Source organism: Thermoflexibacter ruber (assembly GCF_900113045.1).
GTDB classification, from domain to species: Bacteria; Bacteroidota; Bacteroidia; order Cytophagales; family Thermoflexibacteraceae; genus Thermoflexibacter; species Thermoflexibacter ruber.
In genome coordinates this window covers 54,452-79,305 of sequence record NZ_FONY01000008.1, presented here as the reverse complement: position 1 = coordinate 79,305, position 24,854 = coordinate 54,452, and the positions used below count along the sequence as shown (strand labels likewise).

14 protein-coding genes are annotated in these 24,854 nt (G+C 38.7%); 11 read left to right on the top strand and 3 right to left on the bottom strand.

The features are described from left to right. Positions 1-153: 153 nt before the first annotated feature. From BM141_RS06140 to BM141_RS06130, 3 genes are all read left to right on the top strand, one after another. On the top strand, positions 154-11,643 hold the full coding sequence (locus BM141_RS06140) for a BspA family leucine-rich repeat surface protein (protein ID WP_091541837.1): 11,490 nt from the start codon (positions 154-156) through the stop codon (positions 11,641-11,643). Positions 11,644-11,689: 46 nt separating this feature from the next. Beyond that, the gene (locus tag BM141_RS06135) at positions 11,690-12,031 is read left to right on the top strand and encodes a hypothetical protein (RefSeq protein WP_091541833.1); all 342 of its coding nucleotides are present in this window, start codon (positions 11,690-11,692) and stop codon (positions 12,029-12,031) included. Between the two features lie 289 nt (positions 12,032-12,320). Further along, positions 12,321-12,695: a hypothetical protein gene (locus BM141_RS06130; RefSeq protein WP_091541830.1), complete on the top strand. Its 375-nt coding sequence runs from the start codon at positions 12,321-12,323 to the stop codon at positions 12,693-12,695. A gap of 103 nt (positions 12,696-12,798) precedes the next feature. On the opposite strand, the gene BM141_RS06125 is transcribed toward BM141_RS06130, so the two are convergent. Beyond that, the gene (locus BM141_RS06125) at positions 12,799-13,089 is read right to left on the bottom strand and encodes a YciI family protein (RefSeq protein WP_091541827.1); all 291 of its coding nucleotides are present in this window, start codon (positions 13,087-13,089) and stop codon (positions 12,799-12,801) included. A gap of 177 nt (positions 13,090-13,266) precedes the next feature. Here BM141_RS06125 and BM141_RS06120 point away from each other — a divergent pair, with 177 nt between their 5' ends. From BM141_RS06120 to BM141_RS06085, 7 genes are all read left to right on the top strand, one after another. Further along, complete coding sequence (locus BM141_RS06120) at positions 13,267-14,256, top strand: hypothetical protein (protein WP_143090825.1); 990 nt, start codon at positions 13,267-13,269, stop codon at positions 14,254-14,256. A 189-nt stretch (positions 14,257-14,445) separates the two neighbouring features. Continuing rightward, positions 14,446-14,991, top strand: a complete 546-nt coding sequence (locus tag BM141_RS06110) for a YceI family protein (protein WP_091541816.1) — start codon at positions 14,446-14,448, stop codon at positions 14,989-14,991. A gap of 117 nt (positions 14,992-15,108) precedes the next feature. Continuing rightward, on the top strand, positions 15,109-15,372 hold the full coding sequence (locus BM141_RS06105) for a hypothetical protein (RefSeq protein WP_091541813.1): 264 nt from the start codon (positions 15,109-15,111) through the stop codon (positions 15,370-15,372). Between the two features lie 13 nt (positions 15,373-15,385). Further along, positions 15,386-15,859, top strand: coding sequence for a tellurite resistance TerB family protein (locus tag BM141_RS06100; RefSeq protein ID WP_091541811.1), 474 nt, complete (start codon positions 15,386-15,388; stop codon positions 15,857-15,859). 1 nt (position 15,860) lies between these two features. Further along, the gene (locus BM141_RS06095; RefSeq protein WP_091541805.1) at positions 15,861-17,612 is read left to right on the top strand and encodes a hypothetical protein; all 1,752 of its coding nucleotides are present in this window, start codon (positions 15,861-15,863) and stop codon (positions 17,610-17,612) included. A 56-nt stretch (positions 17,613-17,668) separates the two neighbouring features. Further along, positions 17,669-19,987, top strand: a complete 2,319-nt coding sequence (locus BM141_RS06090) for a 7TM diverse intracellular signaling domain-containing protein (RefSeq protein WP_091541801.1) — start codon at positions 17,669-17,671, stop codon at positions 19,985-19,987. Positions 19,988-21,056: 1,069 nt separating this feature from the next. Further along, a complete protein-coding gene (locus BM141_RS06085) occupies positions 21,057-22,022 on the top strand; it encodes an endonuclease/exonuclease/phosphatase family protein (RefSeq protein WP_091541797.1) in 966 nt (321 codons plus the stop codon). Between the two features lie 17 nt (positions 22,023-22,039). Here BM141_RS06085 and BM141_RS06080 read toward each other — a convergent pair whose 3' ends face one another. Beyond that, the gene (locus BM141_RS06080) at positions 22,040-22,879 is read right to left on the bottom strand and encodes a class I SAM-dependent methyltransferase (protein WP_143090824.1); all 840 of its coding nucleotides are present in this window, start codon (positions 22,877-22,879) and stop codon (positions 22,040-22,042) included. A 179-nt stretch (positions 22,880-23,058) separates the two neighbouring features. On the opposite strand from BM141_RS06080, the gene BM141_RS06075 reads away from it, so the two are divergent. Then, a complete protein-coding gene (locus tag BM141_RS06075; protein ID WP_245763999.1) occupies positions 23,059-24,609 on the top strand; it encodes a hypothetical protein in 1,551 nt (516 codons plus the stop codon). Between the two features lie 93 nt (positions 24,610-24,702). On the opposite strand, the gene BM141_RS22810 is transcribed toward BM141_RS06075, so the two are convergent. Then, positions 24,703-24,843, bottom strand: coding sequence for a hypothetical protein (locus BM141_RS22810; RefSeq protein WP_177217280.1), 141 nt, complete (start codon positions 24,841-24,843; stop codon positions 24,703-24,705). Positions 24,844-24,854: the final 11 nt, after the last annotated feature.

Here is a 24,854-nt window from a genome sequence, read left to right as displayed (position 1 = left end):
ATATAACTCTGTGCAGAGTTCTGTTTTACTTTTCTTTTTACAACCCAACTATTCTTAGTAAATGAAAAGCCCCTATCTTAGCCCGATGTAGTGTAAGCTATCCCCTTTAAAATCAATCTATTTGAATAAAATTTTACTTGAATATAATATATTATGAAAAAGTTTTCTTTGACTTTTAAATTTTCCACTCTTACTGCTTTATTTTCAGTCCTTGTTTTTTCTCAAAGTGTATTTGCACAAACCTCCATCACCTCTGGACTATGGAACAGTACAGGCACTTGGGTAGGTGGCGTGATACCTCCGGCGGGAGCTACTGTAACGATTGCCGCTGGGCATACTGTTACTGTAGCTACCGCAGGGGACATCAACACGACTAATACTATTACCATACAAAATGGTGGCATACTCAATTTAACTAATGGTAATACAAACGCCGCAACTTTTATAGTAGATGCAGGAGGGACACTTACGTTGAATGGAGGTACACTCAATATTACTACCGCCACTATCAACGGTAATTATAACCACAATATGAACGGAGGCGTTATCCCTACGGCTACTTGGGGGGCAAATTCCAACTGTAATATATTTGGGATTACCACTACGCCTCTTGGGGGAGCGAGTTTTGCACAGACTTTTGGGAACTTCACTTGGAACTGTACAGGGCAAACTGTTACCCAAAATACAGGAGCAGGAGCGGCAATGAACGTAGCAGGAAACTTTACTATCAACAATACAAATTCATCTGCGTTGGTTTTTGCAAGGAACTTGAATATAGCAGGGAACTATACAGACAACGTAGGCACAGCTTTTTTAGACTTTTATACCAATGGGGTTACTACCACTTTTAATGGTATAGGAACACAAACGCTTACTGTTGGTGCTTTTAACACACGATTCCACAACTTAGTTGTAAACAAATCCTCAGACATTGTAGATGTAAGCGGAACTCCAAGTTCTAATATCATCGTAAGTAATGCGCTTACTCTGACCAATGGTAGAATTAGGCTCAATACCACTAACCTCAGCTATGCAGGTACTCCTCCTAACATCACGCGTACCAATGGTTGGGTCGAGACTCAGAATACAGGATTAGGAGGTTTTTTCTTATATAATGCAGGGAGTCCTGCTACCAATGTAACTTTTCCTGTGGGAGATGCCACCAACTATCAACCCTTTTTCATCGCCAATATTACCGCAAGTGGAGCGTTAGTTGGTTTTGGTCCACCCACTATTTCTGTCCCAAGCGGAGGAGTAGGCTCATGGACGGTCAGAACTTTTGCGGGGACTTCAGCGGTTGGGATTCTTGACCCACAAGGCGGCACGCTTACTGCGGCTTCTAAAATTCATATCAATCCCAACTATGCAGGGACATGGACAACAGTAACTACTAATTATTCCGCTCCTAACTACACCTCTGCATCGGCAGTTACGACAGGTAATATAGACGAGTTTTCTGTTTATTCTCTACCTATCCCCACCATCACCTCTTTTTCTCCTACCTCTGGGGCAGCAGGCAGCACTGCAGTAACCATTATAGGGACAAACTTTAACCCTTCGGGACCTAATGATGTATTTTTTGGAGCTGTCAAAGTAACAGGAACGGCTAATCCAGCAGGGACACAGATTACTGTAACCGTACCCAATGGCGCAACTTCAGTTACACCAATTGTGGTGAGGAATAATGCCAATGGATTTCAGGGAAGTTCGCTGACTGCTGTTACTACAAAGCGATTTACGGTTACAAATACTCCTAATTTATCACCCTTAGTTACCAATTATAGCCCAAGCAACTTTACTACGGGAACAGGACCAAGAGCTACTACAGTGGGAGATTTTAACAATGATGGAAATCCTGATATAGCAATTGTAAATCAAGGAAGTGATAATGTAAGTATTAGATTAGGAGATGGTGCAGGAAACTTTGCAAATACGGCTACAATTCCGCTCCCTCTCATAGGTGCTTTCCCTTTCGATATTGCTACTGGTGATTTCAATGGAGATGGCATTGCGGACCTGGCAACTGCAAATTATGGGACTAACGATGTAAGTATTCTATTAGGAGATGGCAGTGGCGATTTCCCTACGGTCAATAATTTCCCTATTTTTATCAATTATCAAAATCCAGTGGCTGTAGCCTTAGCTGATTTTAACAATGATGGGCATTTAGACTTCGCAGTAGGAAATACGAATGGGACCCCCATTGATGGAGGTGTAAGTGTTCGCTTTGGAGATGGAACAGGTACTAACTTTACTGGTACAGTGGACTTAACAAGTGCCGACCCTACTGCGCTTGCTATAGGAGATTTTGACAATGACGGCGACATAGATATTGCTGTAGGCGAGGGGAACTCAAGCAATAACTTATATATCTGGACTAACAACGGGGCTGGGGCATTTACGGGTCCTGCAATTTCTACTGTAGGTGGCGGAGCAGTAGAGTCAATGGCAAGCGGACACTTTAATGCTGATAGTAATGTGGATTTGGTCATTGGAACTATTACAACCAATAGTGCTTATCTATATACAGGCAATGGAGCTGGTGCTTTTGTACTTACCGCTACTGTTCCTACAACTACCGTGCCTCGCTCTATGGTTATCGGAGATTTCAATGGCGATGGAAGCAGTGATTTTGCGACAGCACATGGTGGAAGTGGCAATAATGTTCAGATTACCTTGGGCAATGGAGCTGGCGCCTTTACCACCCCGAGAATTATTCCTTTTACTGGTGCTTTTGGTATTTCACAGGGTGATTTTAACAATGATGGCAGAGCAGACTTGGCAGCTGTGAATTTTAGCGGAACAGGTGGAACGGCTCTTATATATGACCCCACCGTTGCCTTTAAGACCACTTGGATTACCACTGATGGAGAAATTACTATTCCTACCACAGGTGGTGGCTATAATTATAGTATTTCTTGGACAAACCTTACTAATGCAGGAGTAGGCGATGGCTCTATCACAGGGCAAACAGGAAACTATACCATCACAGGTTTAGAAAATGGCAGTACATACCGAATAGAAATTTCGGGTACTTTCCCACGATTCTTTATGAATAATAATGCTACGGAAAGAACTAAACTTAGAACAATAGAGCAATGGGGAGATATAGCTTGGACAAGTATGCAAAATGCTTTTGCCGGGTGTAGTAATTTGCAAATCACCGCTACTGATGCACCGAACTTGGCAGGAGTAACAGATATGAGTGGTATGTTTTTCCAGTGTACTGCCTTTACAGGTAATGCCAGTATGAATACTTGGAATACCTCTACGGTTACAAATATGGGTACGATGTTTATGCAGTCCTCTTTCAATCAACCCTTGAATAATTGGAATACAAGTGCCGTTGTAACCATGATTCAAATGTTCCGTGCTACTCCCTTCAATCAAGACTTAAACTTGTGGAATACAGCCAATGTGCAGGATATGAGTTTTATGTTCAGTGATTGTCCTACGTTTAATGGCAATATTAGTACATGGAATACAGCTAACGTATTGGGCATGACCCAAATGTTTTATAATTGTGCTGCTTTTAATAGCGATATTAGTGGGTGGAATACAGGGCTTGTAACAGATATGCAATATATGTTTACAGGTTGCAGTGCTTTTAACGCAAATATCAGTGGATGGAATACAGGCAATGTAACCAATATGTATAATATGTTTTTGGTTGCTTCCTCTTTTGACCGCTCTTTGGCAACTTGGAACATGGGCAGTGTTGTTAATGCACAATTTATGCTTGATGGTTGCGGAATGTCGCAAGCCAACTACGAAGCAACACTCATAGGTTGGGCTGGTCAAACTTTACAACCAAATATCACTTTGGGAGCAATCGGAAGAACTTACTGCTCACCCGCTGCAGTAACTGCAAGAACAACTTTGACCACTGCACCAAAAAATTGGATAGTTGTAGGAGATGCCTTAAGTTGCCCTTTCATCACCACTTGGATTACTACAGATGGAACAATTACCATTCCTACCACAGGTGGTGGCTATAACTACAATGTTACTTGGACAAACCTCACCAATGCGGGCGTAGGCGATGGCTCTATCACAGGGCAAACAGGAAACTACACCATTACAGGCTTAGAAAATGGAAGTACGTACAGGGTAGAAATTTCTGGGACTTTCCCTCATTTCTATATAAATAATGATGTTACAAATGCACCTAAGCTAAGAACGATAGAACAGTGGGGAGATATTGCTTGGGCTTCAATGGCAAACGCTTTTCATGGGTGTAGTAACCTGACTTATAATGCTACTGATGTACCGAATTTAGCAGGTGTAACAAATATGAGTTATATGTTTACCAATTGCAGTAGTTTCAATGGTAATGCAAGCATGAATACTTGGAATACTACCTCAATTACGGACATGAGTTATTTATTTGCTGGGGCGAGCGTTTTTAACCAAGACATTAGCGGGTGGGACGTAAGCAACATTACTAATATGAGTGGAATGTTTTTATTGGCGAGTGCTTTCAATCAGAATATAAGTGGGTGGACAACCAATAACGTAACTTCCATGTTTGCAATGTTTCAAGATGCAGTCGCTTTCAATCAAAATATTGGAGGCTGGAATACTACAACAGTTACCAATATGAGTTATCTATTCGCTGGAGCGACTGTATTCAATCAAGATATTAGTGGGTGGAATACTGCGGCGGTTACAGATATGAGTTATATGTTTAATAATGCCCCTACTTTTAATCAGAATATTGGAGGATGGAATACTGCGGCAGTTACTAACATGAGCAATATGTTTAATGTAGCTACAGCCTTTAATCAATCCTTAGCCACTTGGGACATTGGCAATGTTACTAATATGACCAATATGCTCAATAACAGTGGTCTTTCCCAAGCCAATTATGATGCTACTTTGATAGGCTGGGCGGCTCAGACCGTACAAGTAGGAGTAAACTTAGGAGCAGCAGGTTTGCAATACTGTGCAGGCGCAGCAGCAAGAACTACTCTGACTAATACCCCTAATAACTGGGTGATTACTGGAGATGTGCTGAGTTGTGCAGGGTATTTCAGTAGAAAAACTGGCAACTGGAGCGATGTTACTGCTGGCGATGGCACCTGGTCGACCATAGCCGTAGGCGGTGCAAGTTGTGATTGTACACCTGTAGCTGGGGCAGATGTGCTCATAGATGCGGCACACACCATTACCGCTGACGTAAGCACCAATACCAATAGCATTGCCTTAGGGGGAACATTGGACTTGCAAGATTTAACCCATACATTTACAGACATCAATAATAACGGCGGCGCAGGGATTTTAAGAATCGGTGGAGGTACTGCGGCAGGTACAATCGCTGGTACAACAGGAACTTTCTTTACTACGGCTACCAATACCGTAGTTTTTGATGGAACAGCACTTTATGCCCTTCCTAATAGAAACTATCCTACCTTAGAAATCACAGGAACGGGAGGACGAACGCTTGGAGGAGGTCCCGTTGATATTTTAGGAAACTTAAATGCAACTGGTGGCTCGGCAACATTAAGTTCTACAGCTACTATTAATTTCCCTAACGCAGGTATTTTGCCTCATTTGATACAAGGCACACTAGGCGACCAAATCAACCTTACAGATGTAAATATTAACGGAAATACAGAAGTAAATGCAGGTTTTGGCTTTAACTTCAATGGAGTAATTACTGTAAATACAGGAATTACATTTACAAACAACTCTGCCTTTTTCCAAGCCAATAGTGCTACAAGCAATATAACAGGAGCAGGAACATTTGTTAATGCAAATGTGGTCTATTGGCTGAGTGATATTACTCCAAGCGTTGCTAACTTTGATGCTATTACCAATGCTAATACTGTGGTATATCAGGCAGGAATAGCACCCCCGCGTAATACAACTTATGACCTTCTATTTTTCAGAAATACTCGAAGTACTACCTCGGGAACTATCATTGCTAACCAAATTATTTTTGATAACTTTGCTTCTCCTTCTGCTTTAAACTTAGCAACCGGCACAGATATTACCGTAAATAATAACTTAACATTAGCAAACCCCAACGGCTCTACGATTGACTTCGGTACAGGGAATGCAACCATCTATGTTGGAGGCGACTTATTAGCCTCCACTGTGGGTGCTACTATAACCCATAACGCAGGTATCGGGGCTACTCAACTTTTATCTTTAGCTGGTGCGAATAATGCCTTAAATGCATTCAATAATGCCACACTCTCAGGGACAAGCCAAGTTACTTACAACGGCACAAACCAGCAAGTTTTTGCCTCACCTAACTACCAAAACTTAGAGATTGCTGGTGGAGGCGTTAAAACGCTTTCTGGAAATACCACCGTAAGTGGTACACTCATCTTAGGAAATGGTCGCCTACAATTAGGAGGAAATGATTTAACGCTCATTAATCCTGCTGTAAGTAGCCAACTCACTGGCGCACCTTACACCACAAGTTGGATAGAAACCAACGGAACAGGAAGTTTGATAAGACAAGGAGCAGATACTAATGTAGATTTTCCTGTGGGAGATAATACAGCTGTGCGTCTGCTTACCTTGTCAAATACTGATGCAGGAAACAATACTGTTAGATTTAACCCTACCATAGCCCCAGTAATTACTGGGACAAATCCTGCCGCAGGCATGTGGTCTATCAATACCAATGTGGCTACCGACCTTACCTTCTCCAATGTGGGCGGTACAGCAGATGCCACTTCCGAAATCCATTATGACAATGCAGGCTGGACTGCCCTGACCACCACAGGAGGCAGACCTCCTTATATCGCCGCAGGCATAGCCTTCACAGGAGCAGACCAAAACTTTACCATTTTTACTCCTGCCGCCGCTACTTACTACAGCGTAGGAACGGGAAATTGGAATAATGCCGCTTCTTGGTCGACAGTTTGCGGGGGAGCAGGAGGCGCAGGTGTACCTACTGCCATAGACAATGTAGTAATATGCACAGGAACGAACATTACTCTTGCTTCTACTTCTGCCTGTGCAAACTTGACCATTGAAGCCACAGGTGCTTTAGAATTGGCAAACCAAGATTTTACGGTGAATGGCACAAGCACCATAGACGGAAATCTGAGAGATACGCAAAATGGTGGAATTAATACCTTTACAGGGAACGTAACGGTCAATACAGGTGGTACTTTTGAAGCTACAAATATCAACTCTACTTTTAACTTTGGAGCGAATATTACCAATAGTGGCACTTTTGATTTGCAAAGCAATAATACTATTTCCTTAAATGGCATAGGTGCTACCATTACTGCCAACACCAATATGAATTTTAATGGTGGTTTTGTAGGTACGACTAATTTTAACGCCAATTGTAGTTTAACAGGTGCAGGTACAATTATTTTTTCTGCTGCTTTTAATAATGTGGCGGCTGGAGTTACTGTAACTAATAATGCCAATGTTGATTTCTTTTATGCAAATCCTGTTGCGGCTTCACCTGCAAGTACCTTTATCAATGGAGCAAATGCCTTTTTAACTTTGAGAGGTGTCAATTTGCCCATGAATGGAGGTATTTTTAATGCCAATGCAGTAAATAATACAGTAAGCTATTCAAGGAATGCTATTCAAGATATTTTAGGAGGAATTACTTATCATCACTTAGAGGTTTACACCAATACGAAAACCATTGTCGGGGGGAATATTATCATCAATGGCAATTTGTCTATCTCCAATGCTCCTGTTACTGTTTTTGATGCCAATAATTTTAATATCAATATTAGAGGTAATTGGCTTACCCAAGTAGGTTCTTCTTTTGTTGGCGGTACAGGGACGGTTACTTTTGACGGAAATATAGCTCAAAGCATTACAGGAGCGACTACTTTTAATAACTTGGCTATCAACCAAGTCCCCGCCAATATCCTAACAGTCAATAACCCTATTACAATAACAGGAACTTTATCCCTAACCAATGGTCGTCTGCAACTAGGTCCCAATAATTTAACACTAAATAACCCTACCGTAGCCCTACAACTTCTCGGTACTCCTTATGCGACAAGTTGGATAGAAACCAACGGACTGGGTAGCTTGATACGACAAGGTGCAGTAACAGGCATGGACTTCCCAGTAGGCGATGCAACAGGAGTGAGGTTAGTGAGCATGACTATTAGCGGCGCAGGAAGCAATACAGTAAGGTTCGCTCCCGCTATCGCTCCTCCGATTGTAGGTACAAACCCCGCCGCAGGTATGTGGATTATCAATAGACCCGCAGGAACGACTAATTTATTGTTTTCTAATGTAGGGGGTACTGCTGATGCTACTTCGCAGATTCACAGCGGAGGTTGGACAGCTTTAGCTACTAACGTTGTCTTGCCCAATTACACCACTACGGCAGGAGTAGCATTTACAGGAACGGCTCAGAATTTTACCATTTTTACTCCTTCGCCTGTTACTCCGCCTACCGTTCAGTCCTTTGATATTCGCTTCCTCAGTGTAACAGCAAATACAGTTGGCTTACAATGGACAAATGGCAATGGAGCAAACAGAATAGTAGTAGCAAGCACAAGTAATGTATTTACTCCACCAACTGACGGGGTAGCTTATACTGTAGGACAGACTATTGGCAGTGGCAGAGTCGTCTATATCGGCAATGGAAGCATCGCAACGGCTTATGGTCTTATTCCTGAAACTAAATACTTCTTCCATGTTTTTGACTACAATGGTACAGGTACGCTGACCGCTTACAATATTTCCCCTGCCGCAAATAATCCCAATAGCATTACTACTTTGGCAGTTCCCCCGCAAAATCAACCAACCAACTTGGTAATTTCTGATATTACACCTACTTCCGCAAAGGCAATGTTTACCATAGCTACCCCTGTTCCCGCAGGTTCTGTCGCTGTCATAAGGAAACCTGATATTGACCGATTAGCCCCTGCGGATGGGCAGCCACTTACCGTAGGTTCGCTATTTTTCAATGGACAAATTGTCGTATTCTCAGGAACAGGAAATAGCTTTGACCTAAGTAATCTTGAACCTTTTACTACCTACATAGTAGAGGTCTATGCTTATAACGGCAGTGGAGCGAGCATTACCTACAAAAAGGACAATCCCCTCTCGGCTCAGTTCACTACTTCTGCCTTACTTCCTGTACTCATTTCTTTGGACATAAATGAAAAGGAAGTAGGAGATAATGCGTTTACTTTACAAGCAATAGGTAGTAATTTTACCTCAAAAACTATTATCAGATGGCAAGGGAAAGACCTCAGTACTACTTTTATCAATAAGAATAGCTTATCTGCCCAAGTCCCCAGAGATTTGTTATCAGAGGCAGGAGTTTTCAATATTGCCGCTTTTACACCTCCCACAGGAGGCGGTGAATCCAACGCACTTCCTTTCCAAGTCATTGCCGTTACCAATATCAGCAGTTTGCCTGTGGTATCGCGCACCGTTCCCCCAGATAAGAACGACCATCTTTTGCATAGAATCGCTTTTGAAGTAGCAGGCGGAGATGTGTCCTTAAAAGAAATTAAGTTTACTACTAATGGCTCTTATCAAATCACCGATTTGAAAAATGTAGCATTTACTTTGAAATATTCTACCGATGAGAGCTTGGATAATAGCGATGTAACTTTGGCAACGAGTACAGCTATCAATGCTAATGGAAATATTACTTTTGATTTCTCAAGAACTCAACCTGCCCCTCAACTGCCTAAAAACAAAACCTCTTTCTTGCTTTTGACCGTCAATATTTCCAAAGATGCCAAAGCAGGAAACGAAATAGGTATTGCTCCTATCAGTTTTGATAATATCCAATTTTCTGCAAAAGTAGCCAAGCGAGGTATCAATCCCGCCTCAGCAGGGACAACTCAAAAGATAATCTCTGTTACTCCTTCTCCACAGGACTATTCCGCATTGATTAAATTTTTCACTGAATTAGGTGGTACAGATTGGGAAGAATCTTGGAATCTGAACAACCCTGTCAATACATGGAAAGGAGTCGAGTTAGACGAGGACGGGCGAGTTTTTGCTATCAACTTACCGAACAACAACCTCGTAGGCGAGTTGTCCAATGCCTTGACCAATGAAGGTGTATTAGTTAGTACCAATCTCAGATACTTAAACTTATCTGGCAATAGAATTAAAGGACAAATACCCCCTAATTTAGGCAACTTGACAGATTTAGAATATTTGGATTTGAGTAAAAATGAACTCTCTGGTAGCATACCACCGAGCATAGGAAATTTGACCAAGTTGGTTACGCTTTGGCTGGGCTATAACGACCTCAATTCCATTGATATAGATTTTAGCAGACTTACCAATTTGAGGAATTTGTTTTTACAATTCAATGAGTTTGATAAACTGCCCGATAATATTGGCGAGTTACAAAATTTAGAAGTATTGAGTTTGAAAGGCAATAAATTCAAAACCTTGCCCTCGACTTTGGGGAGATTAGGCAAGCTAAAATACTTAGATATTTCTGAAAATGAATTAGAACAAGTCCCTTCGGGAATTACCAACTTAACGGAATTAGAAGGTCTGCTCATGCACGCCAACTTTTTTAAGACCATTCCAAGCGATTTATTGAACTTGAAAAAGCTCAATTTATTTACTACTTATGATAATTTCTTAGAGTTTGGTAGCTTAGAACCGCTTAGGGTTTGGTGGAGTGGTCAAAGTAAAATGGACATTACCTATTCCCCCCAAGCCCGCATAGGTCGCTCACAAGAAATTACAGTAGAGGTAGGCTCTCCATTTACTTTTAACCTTCCCGTAACAGGCACAGCAAATCGTTACCAATGGTTTAAAAATGGAGTAAGTGTAAGTGTATCAAATAATTCCTCACTGACTATTCCGTCTGTTTCCGTTCAAGATGTAGGCATATATACGCTCAGAGTTACCAATAACTTAGTACCTGATTTGGTTTTACAAAGCTATGAGATGCTTCTTTCAGTAGATTGTGGCAGTGCAAGGCAAACTATCAAGCCCAAAATTACCATAGAAGGCTCAAGCGTTTTCTGTAATAATGAACCAGTCAATACACGCTTGACTACAGAAGTACGCTCTGAAATTAGCCGCTATCAGTGGTTCTTAGACGGAGTTTTGATAGCCAATGCCAACAGTAATAGCATTGCAGTTTCTGATGCAGGAAAGTACAAAGTACAAATCTTTACCAATGATGGCTGTAGTTTGTTCTCCGATGCAGAAGCCACTATCACTAAGCTACCTGCTTTCACAGTAAATATTACTCAAAATCAAGGAGTTTTAGTTGCTGGGGTTGCCAACCGAGTCATCAGCAACTATGAATGGTTTTTAAATGGCAATCTTATCCCTAATGCCTCCCAAGCACGCTATCTACCTATAGAAAGAGGTAACTATACCGTCAGAGTTACTGATGTAGATGGCTGTCGCAGTACCTCAGCTATAGAAGTAGTGAGTAGTGTAACTTCCTCAGAAGAAAGTATTTACGAAGGAGAAATCAAGGTATATCCCAATCCTTCCGAAGCAATTTTCTATTTAGAAGTAGGTAAAGAAAAAGCCATAAAGATTCAGCTGTTCAATGCCTTAGGTCAATTTTTCAATCAAAAAATCAGACCTTTACAAGGCAATCGATATGAAATTAATTTGGAAAATCAGGCTTGGGGAATGTACTTTATAGAAGTTACCTATCAGAACGGAAAAGTCATTAAGAAGTTAGTGAAAGAATAAAAAAGCAAGTTGAAATCTATATCATATAATTAAAATCAAAAAAATCATGGAAAAAAGATTAAAAACTTTTGAGGATTTGACCCCATTTGGTGGTTTTAGGTTGCAAGCAGTCTTTGACAATGGATATGGTGTATCCGTCATTCCAAGAGATTATTTAAAAAACATATTTTCAATGACTGATAGTTCTAATTCTGTGCTTGAAGATTCTTATCAGGACTCCGAAGAGATGTTTGAGTTAGTCATTATTATGCAAACAGGAGAAGATGATTTTAACATTGTTTCCGATACACCCGTCAATGAAATTTATGGAGATATTTTAATTTTAAACGAAGCCGAAGTCAATAAGATTATGAAGGAAGTGCAAAACTTGCCTAAGCGAGAAATTTAGAAACTCGTTAGACTTCTTGCGAAAATGTTTTTTTATCGCCTCACTCCTGTCCCTCTCCTTCTGAAAGGGAAAATAGGTGCTTTCGCAAGAACTCTATTAAAAGTTTTGTATTCTCCTGTTCGCAAACGTACACCTATATTTTTACTTCCGTACACTTTCTCTACTTATGCTACAACTTAATATTTTGTAAGATATTGTTAAGCAATAAGATATATTTTTTGGCATACCTTTGGTAAATGTATGTGCGTTATCAAATTAAAAAATATAAAAACTTAAAACTTGACAAGAAATGAAAACTTCAAAAATAATTATCGCTTCTTTATTTCTTTTTGCTTTTACTGTATTCACTGCCTCAGCAGAAGAAAATCCCAAAGACAAAAAAGCAGAAAACACTTGTTGCACTACCCAAGATACAAAGTCTGCCCTTTCACAAGCCGAATCCAAGTTCATTGCAGAAATGGAAGAGTACTTTGCAAAAAAGTATGGCAATCCCCTAAACGTATTGCAAAACAAGGTAGAGCAAATCGTCGTAGTAAGAGCCAATGGCAATACTATTCAAGAGGTCAATGTTGCTAAAAATGAGCAAGGTGAATTTACCTTGCCAGCAAACGCTGAAAAACTCATGGTCAAAGGCAATACAGCTTATTACCTCATCTTAGACTAAAAAATGTTTGACAATAGATAGATAAGAGTCGTTTCATTCCAATAGTTTGAAAATCAGTAAATTGAAAAAGCCCAAGTTCTTTGAATTTGGGTTTTTTGTTTGGCTACACGTTAGCAACTTTGAAAGGGTGGATAGTGATTTTCTCCCATACTTTCCCCACTACATAGGGTTCTACCGCCAAATAAGCGTCTAACTCTTCGCGGCTATCAAATTGGAAAACAGCATTAGAGCCTATCATTTTTCCCTCGCTATCGAGGATAGCACCTCCAAGAATAAAATTTCCCGATTCTTTGAGTTTTTTCACCGTCTCGAAATGGGCAGGACGCACAGCCATTCGCCTTTCTAAGGCTTGGGCGTCGGTGTAGTCGTAAGCATGAATGAGATACTGTTGCATGAAATTTACTAAAGTAAATGGTTAGACAAAACAAATGCAAATATAAACTAATCAATATTGCTTATGTTAAAATTAAACAAAATTTCAAATACTTGCAACCAATCAGTAAAAAGTTTACGTAGTGGTGTTGTCAATTTTTTTATAAATAATCTTAACCTTTTACACTTTTTTAATTTTATGAAAACTAAACTTTTGTTCTTATTTTTCATCAATTCAATTTTCTTTTACAGTTGTGAAAAGTCAAGCCTAACTCCAGAAGATGACTTTCAAAAATTACTCTCTGAACAATGTGGTACAGTAGTCAAAGCGACAGTACGATACAACCTCTGTGGTGTAGGATTGTGGGGAAGTTATGTGCTTGAATTAGAAGATGGCACCATCGTACAGCCTTGGTCGGCGGCAAATGAGGAAGTAGCCACTTTTAAGCCTGAAAAAGACAGCAAAGTATATGTATCTTTTGAGGAAAGACAAAGAGATAGCCGCTACGATAATATTATTCGCTGTAAAGCAATGGGCGAATACGAAACTCGCATATCCAAAGTGGTGAATATCAAATGTATAGTAGCCGCTGGCAAAGAAAACTGCACTATTAATGCAACGGTAAGACACAATTTGTGTGGATTTGGCTTATGGGGAGATTTGGTCTTAGAGTTAGAAAATGGAGAAGTTGTACAGCCTTGGTCTGCCAAAGACGAGAGTATCGCAAAGATGAAACTTTTACCCAATCAAAAAGTTAAAGTAGCACTTACCGAGGTACCCAGAGATGACAAATATAAGGATATATTTGTGTGCTTGGCACTGGGACCTTATACGGAAAAACTTAAAAAAGCGGTAAGAGTAGATTGTATTACCTTAGTAGGCGAGCCTATTGATGAAAAAATCTATACCAAAACTGTAGAAGTAGTAGATTTTGGTTGTGCTGCCACAGGAGTATGGGACGGTATTCAGTTCAAAACGCAAGAAGGAGAACACTTGCAACCTTGGATAGTGGGTGATAAGGTAAAAGCCAATGAGGTCAAACTCTCTGCTAATCAGAAAGTAACCATTACCTTCTTACAAGTGCCTTATGATGACAGGTACAAAGACGTGCAAGTTTGCCCTACTTTTGCCCCGCTCCCCACAGCCAAAGCAGTGAAGATACTTGACTTAGTAGTAGTCAGAGATTGATTGATTCTTCTTTCCAATTCAGCAAACCAAAATGCTTCCCTTTTGGGGAAGCATTTTTTATTTTAAAAATAGGACAAATTGGATAGGAGAACTTGCCACTATCAACTATCACTGTAAGTATTTTCTCAAATAGTTTGTGAAAGTCAAATTTTTTGGCAAGATTTGGATTTATCCCAAAAGTAAACATATATGGCAATCTGGACTATTGATGTGGCACACTCCACTATCCAATTCAGTGTGAGGTATTTAGTAATTTCCACAGTTACAGGCTACTTTACCAAATTTGATGCAAGGGTTGAAACAGAGAATGACGATTTTGAGAATGCAAAAATTTCCTTTTTTGCAGAAATCAATAGCATCAACACCCATAACGAAGAGCGCGACAAACACTTAAAGTCAGAGGATTTCTTTTTCGCTCACAACTATCCAAGACTGTATTTCCGAGGTACTTCTTTCCAAAAAATAGATGATAAGCATTACAAGTTGGTGGGAAACTTAAATATTCGGAACCACACTAAAAGCATCTCCTTAGATGTAATTTTTGGGGGTATCATTACGGATATGCAGGGACATAAGAGAGCTGGCTTTGAGATTACAGGAAAAATCAGTCGTAAAGAATTTGGCTTAACGTGGGACGCTGTAACAGAAACAGGAGGCATCATGGTCGGCGATGAGATACGACTCAATATTAATGCTCAGTTTAAAAAGGTAACAGCGGCTATTTACTCGCATTAAGTAGTTTTACTCAAAATTAGTAGTAGTTTCTACACATTTTGCAAAGATTTAGGGCTTTAAAAAAAATTTTTGGCAACAAATTTCGTATATTAGAATACATCTACTTGATGTAAAATTATGAGCGAAAAAGACACAAGCATAAAGCAAAAGCAAGCAAAAAAGACAAAAGCTGTCGTTGCTAAGAAGAAAAATAATACTAAGCCAAACAGAAAAAGAACTGTAAAGCGCGAAGTAACTGATGCAGATGAGGTAAACAATGTACCCGAAACAAAAATTATTACAGAAAAAAATCAAAAAAGAAAACTCAACTTAGAGAAACTTGACCTTATTGCAAAGAAAATGCAAGAAATACGCAAAAAATCTACAAAGTCCAAAGTTTAATTGAGATGAAATTATGACCACTGAAAATACTACTATGCAAGCAATCCACGAGGCGTACACGAGGGAAAGTAAGTGTGAACTTTCTTATGAGCAATTTATTACTTTACTTACTTTTTACCCTGCACTTTTGGTCGTTGCCGTTGATGGAGAAATAGACCATGAAGAAGGCATTTATGTCAAGCATATTGCCAAGTTTATGGCAAATAGTCATGGAGTGAGCGAACACCATCAGCGCATTGCATTAGAAAAACAGTTTTACAAGAGTTTGATGTATCTGTATGAGCATGAGAGCCAGTGGCAAGCCATTTTTTTACAAAATCTGCGAGAATACTTACGCGAAGTTCCCCTACTCAAAGAAAATATCTTAGAGGTCATGATTATGTTTGCAGACTCCTCAAATGGCATTTCCGAAGCAGAATATGACCTCATACAATCCCTTGCTAATCAGTTAGAAATAGATGCTTCTCTGCTGAATACAGCTTATTGAGATGAGAAGTAAAATTAGTCTATGGTTTATTTTTCTTTCTTTTTCTGCTTTCTCCCAAGATAGCTTAACCACCTCGTACTTGGCTCGTTGTCAAGCAGTAAGTCGTCATTATGCTGGTCTGCCCTTTGCCAAAGATGCTTTTCGTGCCTTAGCCAAAATTAAAAATCATACCGACCTCTTTACTGCCTACCAAATCATTGATTCTCTGACTATTAAACCGCAAGGCGATGTTTTTTGGTTATACCCTATGACGACTTTGTACTTACATGGATACGCCGAGTTGCCAGAGGATTATAAGTTAAAAATAAAACATGCTTTCCAACATTATACTCCTTTGAGAGGCGATACCGAAAATCATTGGTGCATGTACTATGCTTCACTTTACTTGCTCAGTGAGAAGGAAAAAAATTTGCTTTGGTTCAATGGCAAAAACTCCTCAGAAAATCGGCAAGAAAGCAAAGAGTGGCTCTATCAATGGATGGAAACTACAGTTACACTTGGGCAAGGCGAGTTTGATTCTCCTCTGTATGCTATGTTTTTTATCGCTCCACTTACCATGCTATATGAGTTTGCAGAGGACAGCCTAATGAAAAAAAGGGCAGAAATTATGTTGTATTGGCTCTTGGCTGATTTTTTTGTAGAATACTTAGATGGGATTTACTGCGGAGCAAACAGCAGGATTTATGAGTATGATATTTTTACTAAGAGGAAAACCTTGATGTCTTCCTTAGCCAACTTCTTATTGGGGGATAAGCCTTTGCAAACCCCTATCCCTCAGCTACTTTTGCTTGTTTACTCTCGCTTTCGCCTGCCAAATATACTCTACTCTATCGCTACTGACCGCTCAGTGCCGTATGAAAATAAAGAACGTAAACGCTCCCGAAATCGCATCAGATATGCCACTGAAAAAAGTCCCATGGTTGCCAAATATACCTACATGGACAAGAATTTTAGTTTGGGGAGTATCCAAGCAGGCAAGACAGAAGAAATCCTACAACACTCTTGGCAACTAAGTTGGCGAGAAAGCCAAACAGGAGAAATTACTACCTTTTTTGGCTTACACCCCTATTTCTCGGACTACGATATGGCTTCGCTCTTTGCTTCTTTGCGAAAAAATGTAGTAGCAGAAGTAGTCAGTTCTAAGACCTCCTATGACAAAGAGGAAAAATGGGTAGGTGCTTCCCCTTACGAAAAGCTACTTCAGCACAAAAATATTTTGATTGGATTGTATGATTTTTCTGCAAAAAATATTCAGTATAAGCATTATAATATCTTCTTTTCCAAAGATTTAAAAAAAGAAATAAGTGAAAATCATTGGATTTTCTGCTCTCACGAGTCTGTCTTTATTGCCTTTTACCCTTTGCAGCCTTATCAATTTTCAAAAGAAGTGTATGGCGAGAGGCTGAGAAGTTCCGCAGAAAAAAATGGCTTTGTTCTCTACGCAGAAAATCCGCAAAACTTCACCTCTTTTGAGGAGTTCAAAACAAAAGTTACGCAAAATTTTACAATCCAATACAACGAGAAGCAACATACCCTACAAATAAGGACGCCTACGAATATAGAAATGCAATTTTCCTATGCGGGCATAGGACTTCTCAATAGTAAAAAAGTAAATCCTTCATCTTATCCACTGTTTGAAAATCCTTTCCTACAATCCAAGGTGGGTAGTAAAAGACTAACTATCAAATATAAAACCTCAAAAATGATATTGGATTGGGAAAAGGGAAAATTTTTCCTTAAATTTCAGGATTAAATTAGCAAATTCGTGTTAATACGCAAGCCACCATTTAGTACTCATCATATTCCAAAATGAGATTACCTTTATCTTTCATACTAATACTCTTTTTTCCCTTCATCACTAAGGCTCAGCTGCCCATACTTATCAGTGGGCAAGAGAAAGTTATTGACTTGAATGGGAAAAGCATGTATTATTTTGAGGACAAAAGCAAAATGCTTCAGATAGAGCAAGTTAGTAGTGCTAATTTCCAGCAAAACTTTCAATCTTTCTCCTCTCCAATCCTCAACCTTGGTACAGCCGAGTATCCTACTTGGATAAAAATAGTCATAAACTTGCAAACCGAGCAGGATTACTACCTCCAAATAGACAATCCCTACTTGGACAGCGTATTTTTTTATTTCCCTAATCAGTCAGGAGCGTATCAAGTCAAAATCACAGGCAAACGCCTACCCGTTGAAACAGAAGACATCGCCTCAACGCATTGTATTTTGGCGATTCCTAAGCTACTATTTCACCAAGAGCAAGTTTTCTACTTAAAATTCGTTTCAAGACGGTACATGCAAGTAGAAGCAAGAATTATTAATAAACAAAATATTATCAATAGTATCTCTCAAAGATATGTCATAGAATTAGCCTACTTCGGGGTCATCGTTTTAGCTGTTATCTACAACCTGTTTGTCTATTTTTCCGTGAAAGATGCCTCTTTTCTCTACTATGTCATCTATACCTTTTTAGTAGGTATAAATATTTTTAATACCAGAGGTTTTCTCACCCTATTATTCCCAAATTACAGAGAACTCATCGCCCAATATTCTTTTTTCATTAGTTCTCTTTTTATTCTTTTTGCTATCATCTTTACTATGCACTTTCTCAAAGTAAGGCAATACAGCATATTTTGGTTTAGAGCATTGCTTTTTTTATTAGGTATTTCTATCCTACGCACCTTTCTGACTTATATAGGCTATGGGCAATTTCTTTTTAGCAGTGGCATTATCTTTTTGATGAGCAATCTGGCAGTGTTTATTGCTGTAGGCATAGTAGTTTACAGAAAGGGATACAAACCTGCGCTTTTTTACTTGATAAGTTGGGGGACATTTGCCTTTTTTATTTTCTGGGGGGCTTTGGCATACACTGGCGTACTACCTTTTTACAGTTTTTCTAAGTATCTCAGCCCTCTGGGTACAGCATTAGAAACCATATTTGCCTCCTTAGCCCTTGCCGACAAAATCAACGTTTTAAAAAATCAAAACATCGAACTCATTAGAACCCAAAAAGAACTCTTAGAAAAAGAAGTAAGAAGGAGAACCAAACAATTAGAAGAAAGCAAAAAAGCCATAGAAACGCAAAATGAGGAACTTTACCAACAGCAAGAAGAATTAAAAATCATTAATGAAAACTTAGAAGAAAAAAACCAAGAAATAGAAGCACAAAACGAGGAACTCGGTCAGCAAAAAAAAGAATTGGAAAGAATTAACTACGAATTGGAGAAAGCAAATAGCGAACTCATAAAAAAGGAAACACTAATTAGAGAGCAAAATGCAGAACTCGCACAGAAACAGGTAAAAATGATTGCACAAAACGAAAGGCTTTTTAAACAAAAACAAGAGATAGAAGTCTTGAAAAATAACTTAGAAGAACTCATTACGCAGAGAACCAAAGAACTCCAACAAACCTTAGATGATTTGACTAAGCAAAACCAAGACTTATCACAGTTTTCTTTCATTATTTCCCACAACCTGCGCGCACCAGTGGCAAGAATATTAGGTCTGTTAAACATATTTAACGAAGGGAGATACGATGATGAGGAAAATAAGCAAATTATTAGCTTATTAAGAAAAACAACAGCAGACTTAGACACAGTCATCAGAGATTTGACACAAATCATTAGTATCTGCAATGACCTAAACAAAACCAAAGAGAAAATTTATCTACCTGAAATCATAGAGCATGAAGTTTTTGCCTTAAAAAGTGAAATTGAGCAGTCAAAAGCAATGATTGATACAAAACAATTAGAAATCAAGGAATTATTTTCTATCAAGTCCTATGTGCAGAGCATCATTCATAACTTAATCTCCAACGCTATTAAATACAAATCTCAGAAGAGAGAGCCTATTATCTGCATCAAATCCTGCCTCTCTGACAATTTCGTTTGCCTTGCTATCAAAGACAACGGATTAGGCATAGACCTTTCTAATGTAGATGTTTATAAAATATTTGGCTTGTATCAAAGAATGCACGACCATGTAGAAGGCAAAGGGATGGGGCTTTTTTTAGTGAAAACACAAATAGAATCGCTGGGAGGAAAAGTAGAAATAGAGAGTCAGTTAGACGTAGGGACTACTTTTTATGTATATTTCCCTAATGAAACATCATTCAAAACCACTGCATAGATAAAGTCTTACTTTAACCATTATATTTTTTTACACATATTACCTTGCTTTGAAACTCCAAAATACCACCAATAGCATAGTTTTTTCCCTTAATTATTTGCAGAATCACTTTAACCATTATATTTTTTTACACAAACATTTCATACAGTCATTGATTCCCTATGCAAATTTCTGTGCTTTCTAAAAAGTTGTGATTAAATACTGTGGTATGGAAGCCTTATGGTATTATATCTTTACGTATCAAGCCTTATTTTCACATTCCAATATCTGTTATGTTTTCTTACACATTGTGAGCATAGCTAAAGCCTCATCTCACTATCTTGTAATAGTCCTATTTTTTTGCAAAAAATACCGTTATATTCCTTTACACAAAACAAGTATTTTCCGTTATAATATTTTACACAATTCAAAATCAAACCATTATAAATATTTACATGAAGGAAGATATAAATTATACTTTTTTACACGCTTGCTAATCAATGCGTTATATTTTCTCACATTTTGCATTATAAAATTTTACACATTTTTTGTTTACTGTTATATTCTCTCACACTATATTCATAAACCGTTATTGTTTTTTACACATCTATCTATTAAAAATAGCTTTTTTACGCAATTAGAAGCAGATTTAGCTTAAATCCATTATTATTTTTTACACCCATAATGTAGTAATCTAATAATTAAATATAATAGAGGTTTTCTTGGCATAAATGCCTCTGCATAATAAGCACTTCTTAGGAAATTACAATTTAGTAATTAAAATAAAAAGAGAAAAAAACACCAAAGGTAATGATGGCAGGTAGGGTAAAGAAAACAAAAAAGAGCCTTTAAAAATAACATTTTTTAAAGGAAAACAAATGCTATGCGTCGGCAACTATCTTATTCCTCGCAGGTTGCTCCTCAGCAGAGCCTGTTACGCTTCGGATAGTAAAGCAAATGTAGCAATTACTTTTGTAAAAACAACTCTACAAGCAGAAAATAACATCGTTCAATAAAACTTCATAGCTTGTTTACTTAACTTTCATCAAAAAACACCTAATTTCGCAGTCCAATTAATCCTGTATCAAAAATGAAACTATACATCTCTACTGCAATATTAGTGATATGTTCTCTTTTACTTATTTCCTCCTGCACAAAAACCATTCTTTTTCAAGCAAATAGCCTACCCGCAGGCTATACTTTCCCGCAAAAAGATACGTTTTCTATACTCGCTTGGAACGTGGAACATTTTGTAGATGAGCATGACAACCCTTACATCAACAATAATAGAGAAGATAAACCAAGAGAAGTAGAAAAACGCATTGGCTTATTGGCGGAGATACTTAAAAAAATCAATGCAGATGTAGTGGTATTAGAAGAGTTTGAAAGTAGGGCTTTGGCAATGAGGATAGCCAAAGAAAAACTAAACGACTTGGGTTATCGCTTTTTCGGTGGCACAGAAAGTCCAGACTGGTACATGAACGTAGTGATTATGAGCAAACTGCCTATGGGAGTAGTGTATTCCTATGGCAGCATCTATACTCCTGTATTGGGTATAAAAGACTCGCTGGGCAGGATAGAAACCCAAAGCAACATTAACACCCGCATTATCTCATCAGAAATACGCGTCAATGAACAGTTTTCTTTCATACTTACAGGTGTTCACCTCAAAGCAGGAAGAGCAGTACGCGACTCTGCCATGCGTGTAGGACAAATCCAACTTTTACACGCACAAAGTAAACGATTCTTGGCAGAAGACAAAAATACCAATTTAGTAATCGCAGGTGATTTCAATGCTACGCCTGAGAGCGGCGAGTTTCAGTTTTTACTCAAAGGTGATAAAAAGGTTACCTTCATAGACCCCTTAGCAGGTACAAATCTGTTCTCTCACCCTTCAGAAAAGCCAAGATGGCGAATAGACCATATCATTGCCAATAAAAATATGCAAAAATACCTAATCCCTAACGGAGTCAAAGTAGCAGAAGGTTTAGACATAAAAACATTGCAACAAATTAGCGACCACTTGCCTATTGTAGCAAAGTTTGCCATAAGGTAGTATTTTTATCAAACCCTCTAAGGTTTGATAGGGAACTTTTGACGCTCAAGTTTTAATCGCATTTCCTCAATGGTTGCTTCTTTTTCAAATACGATAAACAATGAGCCATCTACCAGTATTTTAGGATTAATACTTAAGCGAAATGCTTTGCCATAGACCTCTTTTTTTACTTTTAGGTCAAACTGCTTATTGCCTAACATATTTTTAACATAAGTAAAGCAATTGGATAGAAAAATAAAAGGGTAAAGAAAAGGGAACAGCAATAAAGAGGTAGGTTTGGCTTTTTCAAAAACTACTTGTTGAATTTTAAAGCCTGCTATTCGCCCTAATACATGAAGTTTTTGCACGCCTATCAAAAATATATGACCGTAGTAGATTTCTTTGTTTACACTTTGGTTATTCAACCAGATAGAGTCTAACTCATTTGGAGGCATCAAGTCGTTGAATCTCTCACTCTCAGAGAGCAGGTAACTCAGTTTAGCACGCAGATTAGAATAGTTAGGCGTAGTAATAAGCAACCTACCTCCTTTTTTTAAAACTCGGCTAAACTCTTTCATTACTTTGAGTTGGTCGCTAAAATGCTCTATCCCCTCTTGGCAAACTATCACATCTACCGACTCATCTGCCAATGGAATACCCTTCATTACATCTACCATCTGGCAGGTAATACCTTCTACTTTAAAATATTCTGGAAAAAGGTCATAAGCAATCACTTTCGCCCCCAAACCTTGCAAGCAAGCTGCCGTAATGCCTTCGCCAGCAGGACAATCCAGCACTACTTTGTTCCTAAACCATTCTTGGTGTTTTATTAAAAATTGACTAATAAAATCTCTGAACGTATCTCTTTTTTGTTTCATCACTTTATTCTTACTATTTTGCAATCACAATCTTAATCAAAATCTTGGGTTTTATGCAAATTTTGACTCAAATTCGTTTTAAACAAAGCTTCTTCATTTAATTTTCACTTAAAAGAAAAAACATATATTTGTTAAAAGAAAACACATACCTAATTTTTTAAACCTATTACTTAGTAAATATGAAATGGATACTTCGCATCTTGTTTGTCTTTATTTTCCTAATAGCCATTTTATTGGCGTGGGCTTTTAAAAATGGCATAGACAGATTTCCTAATTATGCTCTTGACTTAGACATTGGGGCATCTGAACCAAGCGAAATTAAAGTGGGGTTTGCTGCTTTCCCTATTACACCCAAGATAGAAGATACTTGGACTGATGCCAACAGAGATGCCTACTACGACCCCAAAGCTGGCGACACTTTTCAAGACAACAATAAAAATGGAAAGTTTGACGCCTATTGGTTAGCTGGCTTTCAAAACATGCGTCCCGCCAATGGGGTAAATGATGATATTTGGGCAAGGGCAATGGTCATAGACGATGGTAAAACTCGTTTGGCACTTGTAGGTATAGACTTGATTGGTTTTGGACATGATGACGTAATTACTGTAAGAAACATGCTTTCCAAAGAAGCCAACATCACCTACTCTGTTATGTGTGCCTCGCACACTCACGAAGCCCCTGACTTCATAGGTCTTTGGGGGGAGGAGTACAAGCACGCTATCAATGCAGACTTTAAAAAGTACGTTTATGCTCAAACAGCCAAAGCCATAGAACAGGCAGCAAAAAACCTCAGACCTGCTAAACTTCGATTTGCTATTGACGAAAAAAATGCAGGAGTAATGGTAGCTGACACTCGCAAGCCAGAGGTTTTTGACAATGCAGTAAAAATTATGCAAGCTATTGACAGCAAGGCAGATACTACACTCGGAACACTTTTAGTCTGGGGCAATCACCCAGAAACCACTTGGAACAAGAACTTGCTCATTACCTCTGATTTTGTACACTATTGGAGAGAAGCAGTGGAAAAGGGAGTGTATAATGGAGATAGTTTAGTAATGAAAGGAATAGGTGGAACGTGTGTATTCATCAATGGAGCCATAGGAGGCTTGATGACTACACCACCAGAGCTGGCAGTCAAAGACCCTTTTTCTGATAAAATTTTTCAAGAACCCTCTTTTGAAAAAGCCAAAGCACAAGGCAATACTTTGGCTATTATCACCTTAAATGCACTAAAAGATACAAGTACTTCTGAAACGATAGATAAAACAAACATTCGCCTCAAAGCCCGCACCTTTGAGATTCCTCTAAGCAACGATTTGTATAGACTGGCAGTTGCCTTAGGAGTCTTAGATAGAGGCTACTCCTCTTGGGGAAAGATGAGAACGGAAGTAGCTGTTTTCACTATCGGAAACGCAATGTTTCTGACCACACCCGGCGAGATTTACCCCGAAATTGTGTATGGTGGCATAGAAAGTCCAGAAGGACAAGATTTTGCTTTATCACCCCAAGAAGTTCCTCCCTTAGTAGAATTGATGAAGGGCAAATATAAGTTCATCTTAGGCTTAGCAAATGACGAGATTGGATACATCATTCCCAAAAGTGAGTGGGATACGAAGCCACCGTATATTTACGGTTCTACCTATCAACTCTATGGCGAAATTAACTCTGTCGGAGCAGAAACTGCACCTATTATTCACAAAGAGAGCAAAAAGCTATTAGAAACCTTTTAAAAATACATTTTTTTATACTCAAAATAAAATGATTTTTCAATCCCTTTCTTTTGCTGAGAAAGGAACTTTGGTTCTCTGACACTTTTGGTGGAGTCAGCCAATGAACAATACTACATCTAACTTTAAGCCCGTAGAGCTGTCATCTTTGTAGAAAAGAGTAAGCCCGCATACAGCAACGCCGTAGGCGTGAAATATGCCACCGCTACGCGGTTTTATGTGGGTATATTCATTCATTTTCTACAAAA

Excerpts from the sequence above, each read along its gene's own strand:
- BM141_RS06140 (WP_091541837.1), top strand. The coding sequence starts at position 154 with ATGAAAAAGTTTTCTTTGACTTTTAAATTTTCCACTCTTACTGCTTTA.
- BM141_RS06135 (WP_091541833.1), top strand. The coding sequence starts at position 11,690 with ATGGAAAAAAGATTAAAAACTTTTGAGGATTTGACCCCATTTGGTGGT.
- BM141_RS06130 (WP_091541830.1), top strand. The coding sequence starts at position 12,321 with ATGAAAACTTCAAAAATAATTATCGCTTCTTTATTTCTTTTTGCTTTT.
- BM141_RS06125 (WP_091541827.1), bottom strand. The coding sequence starts at position 13,089 with ATGCAACAGTATCTCATTCATGCTTACGACTACACCGACGCCCAAGCC.
- BM141_RS06120 (WP_143090825.1), top strand. The coding sequence starts at position 13,267 with ATGAAAACTAAACTTTTGTTCTTATTTTTCATCAATTCAATTTTCTTT.
- BM141_RS06110 (WP_091541816.1), top strand. The coding sequence starts at position 14,446 with ATGGCAATCTGGACTATTGATGTGGCACACTCCACTATCCAATTCAGT.
- BM141_RS06105 (WP_091541813.1), top strand. The coding sequence starts at position 15,109 with ATGAGCGAAAAAGACACAAGCATAAAGCAAAAGCAAGCAAAAAAGACA.
- BM141_RS06100 (WP_091541811.1), top strand. The coding sequence starts at position 15,386 with ATGACCACTGAAAATACTACTATGCAAGCAATCCACGAGGCGTACACG.
- BM141_RS06095 (WP_091541805.1), top strand. The coding sequence starts at position 15,861 with ATGAGAAGTAAAATTAGTCTATGGTTTATTTTTCTTTCTTTTTCTGCT.
- BM141_RS06090 (WP_091541801.1), top strand. The coding sequence starts at position 17,669 with ATGAGATTACCTTTATCTTTCATACTAATACTCTTTTTTCCCTTCATC.
- BM141_RS06085 (WP_091541797.1), top strand. The coding sequence starts at position 21,057 with ATGAAACTATACATCTCTACTGCAATATTAGTGATATGTTCTCTTTTA.
- BM141_RS06080 (WP_143090824.1), bottom strand. The coding sequence starts at position 22,879 with ATGAAACAAAAAAGAGATACGTTCAGAGATTTTATTAGTCAATTTTTA.
- BM141_RS06075 (WP_245763999.1), top strand. The coding sequence starts at position 23,059 with ATGAAATGGATACTTCGCATCTTGTTTGTCTTTATTTTCCTAATAGCC.
- BM141_RS22810 (WP_177217280.1), bottom strand. The coding sequence starts at position 24,843 with ATGAATGAATATACCCACATAAAACCGCGTAGCGGTGGCATATTTCAC.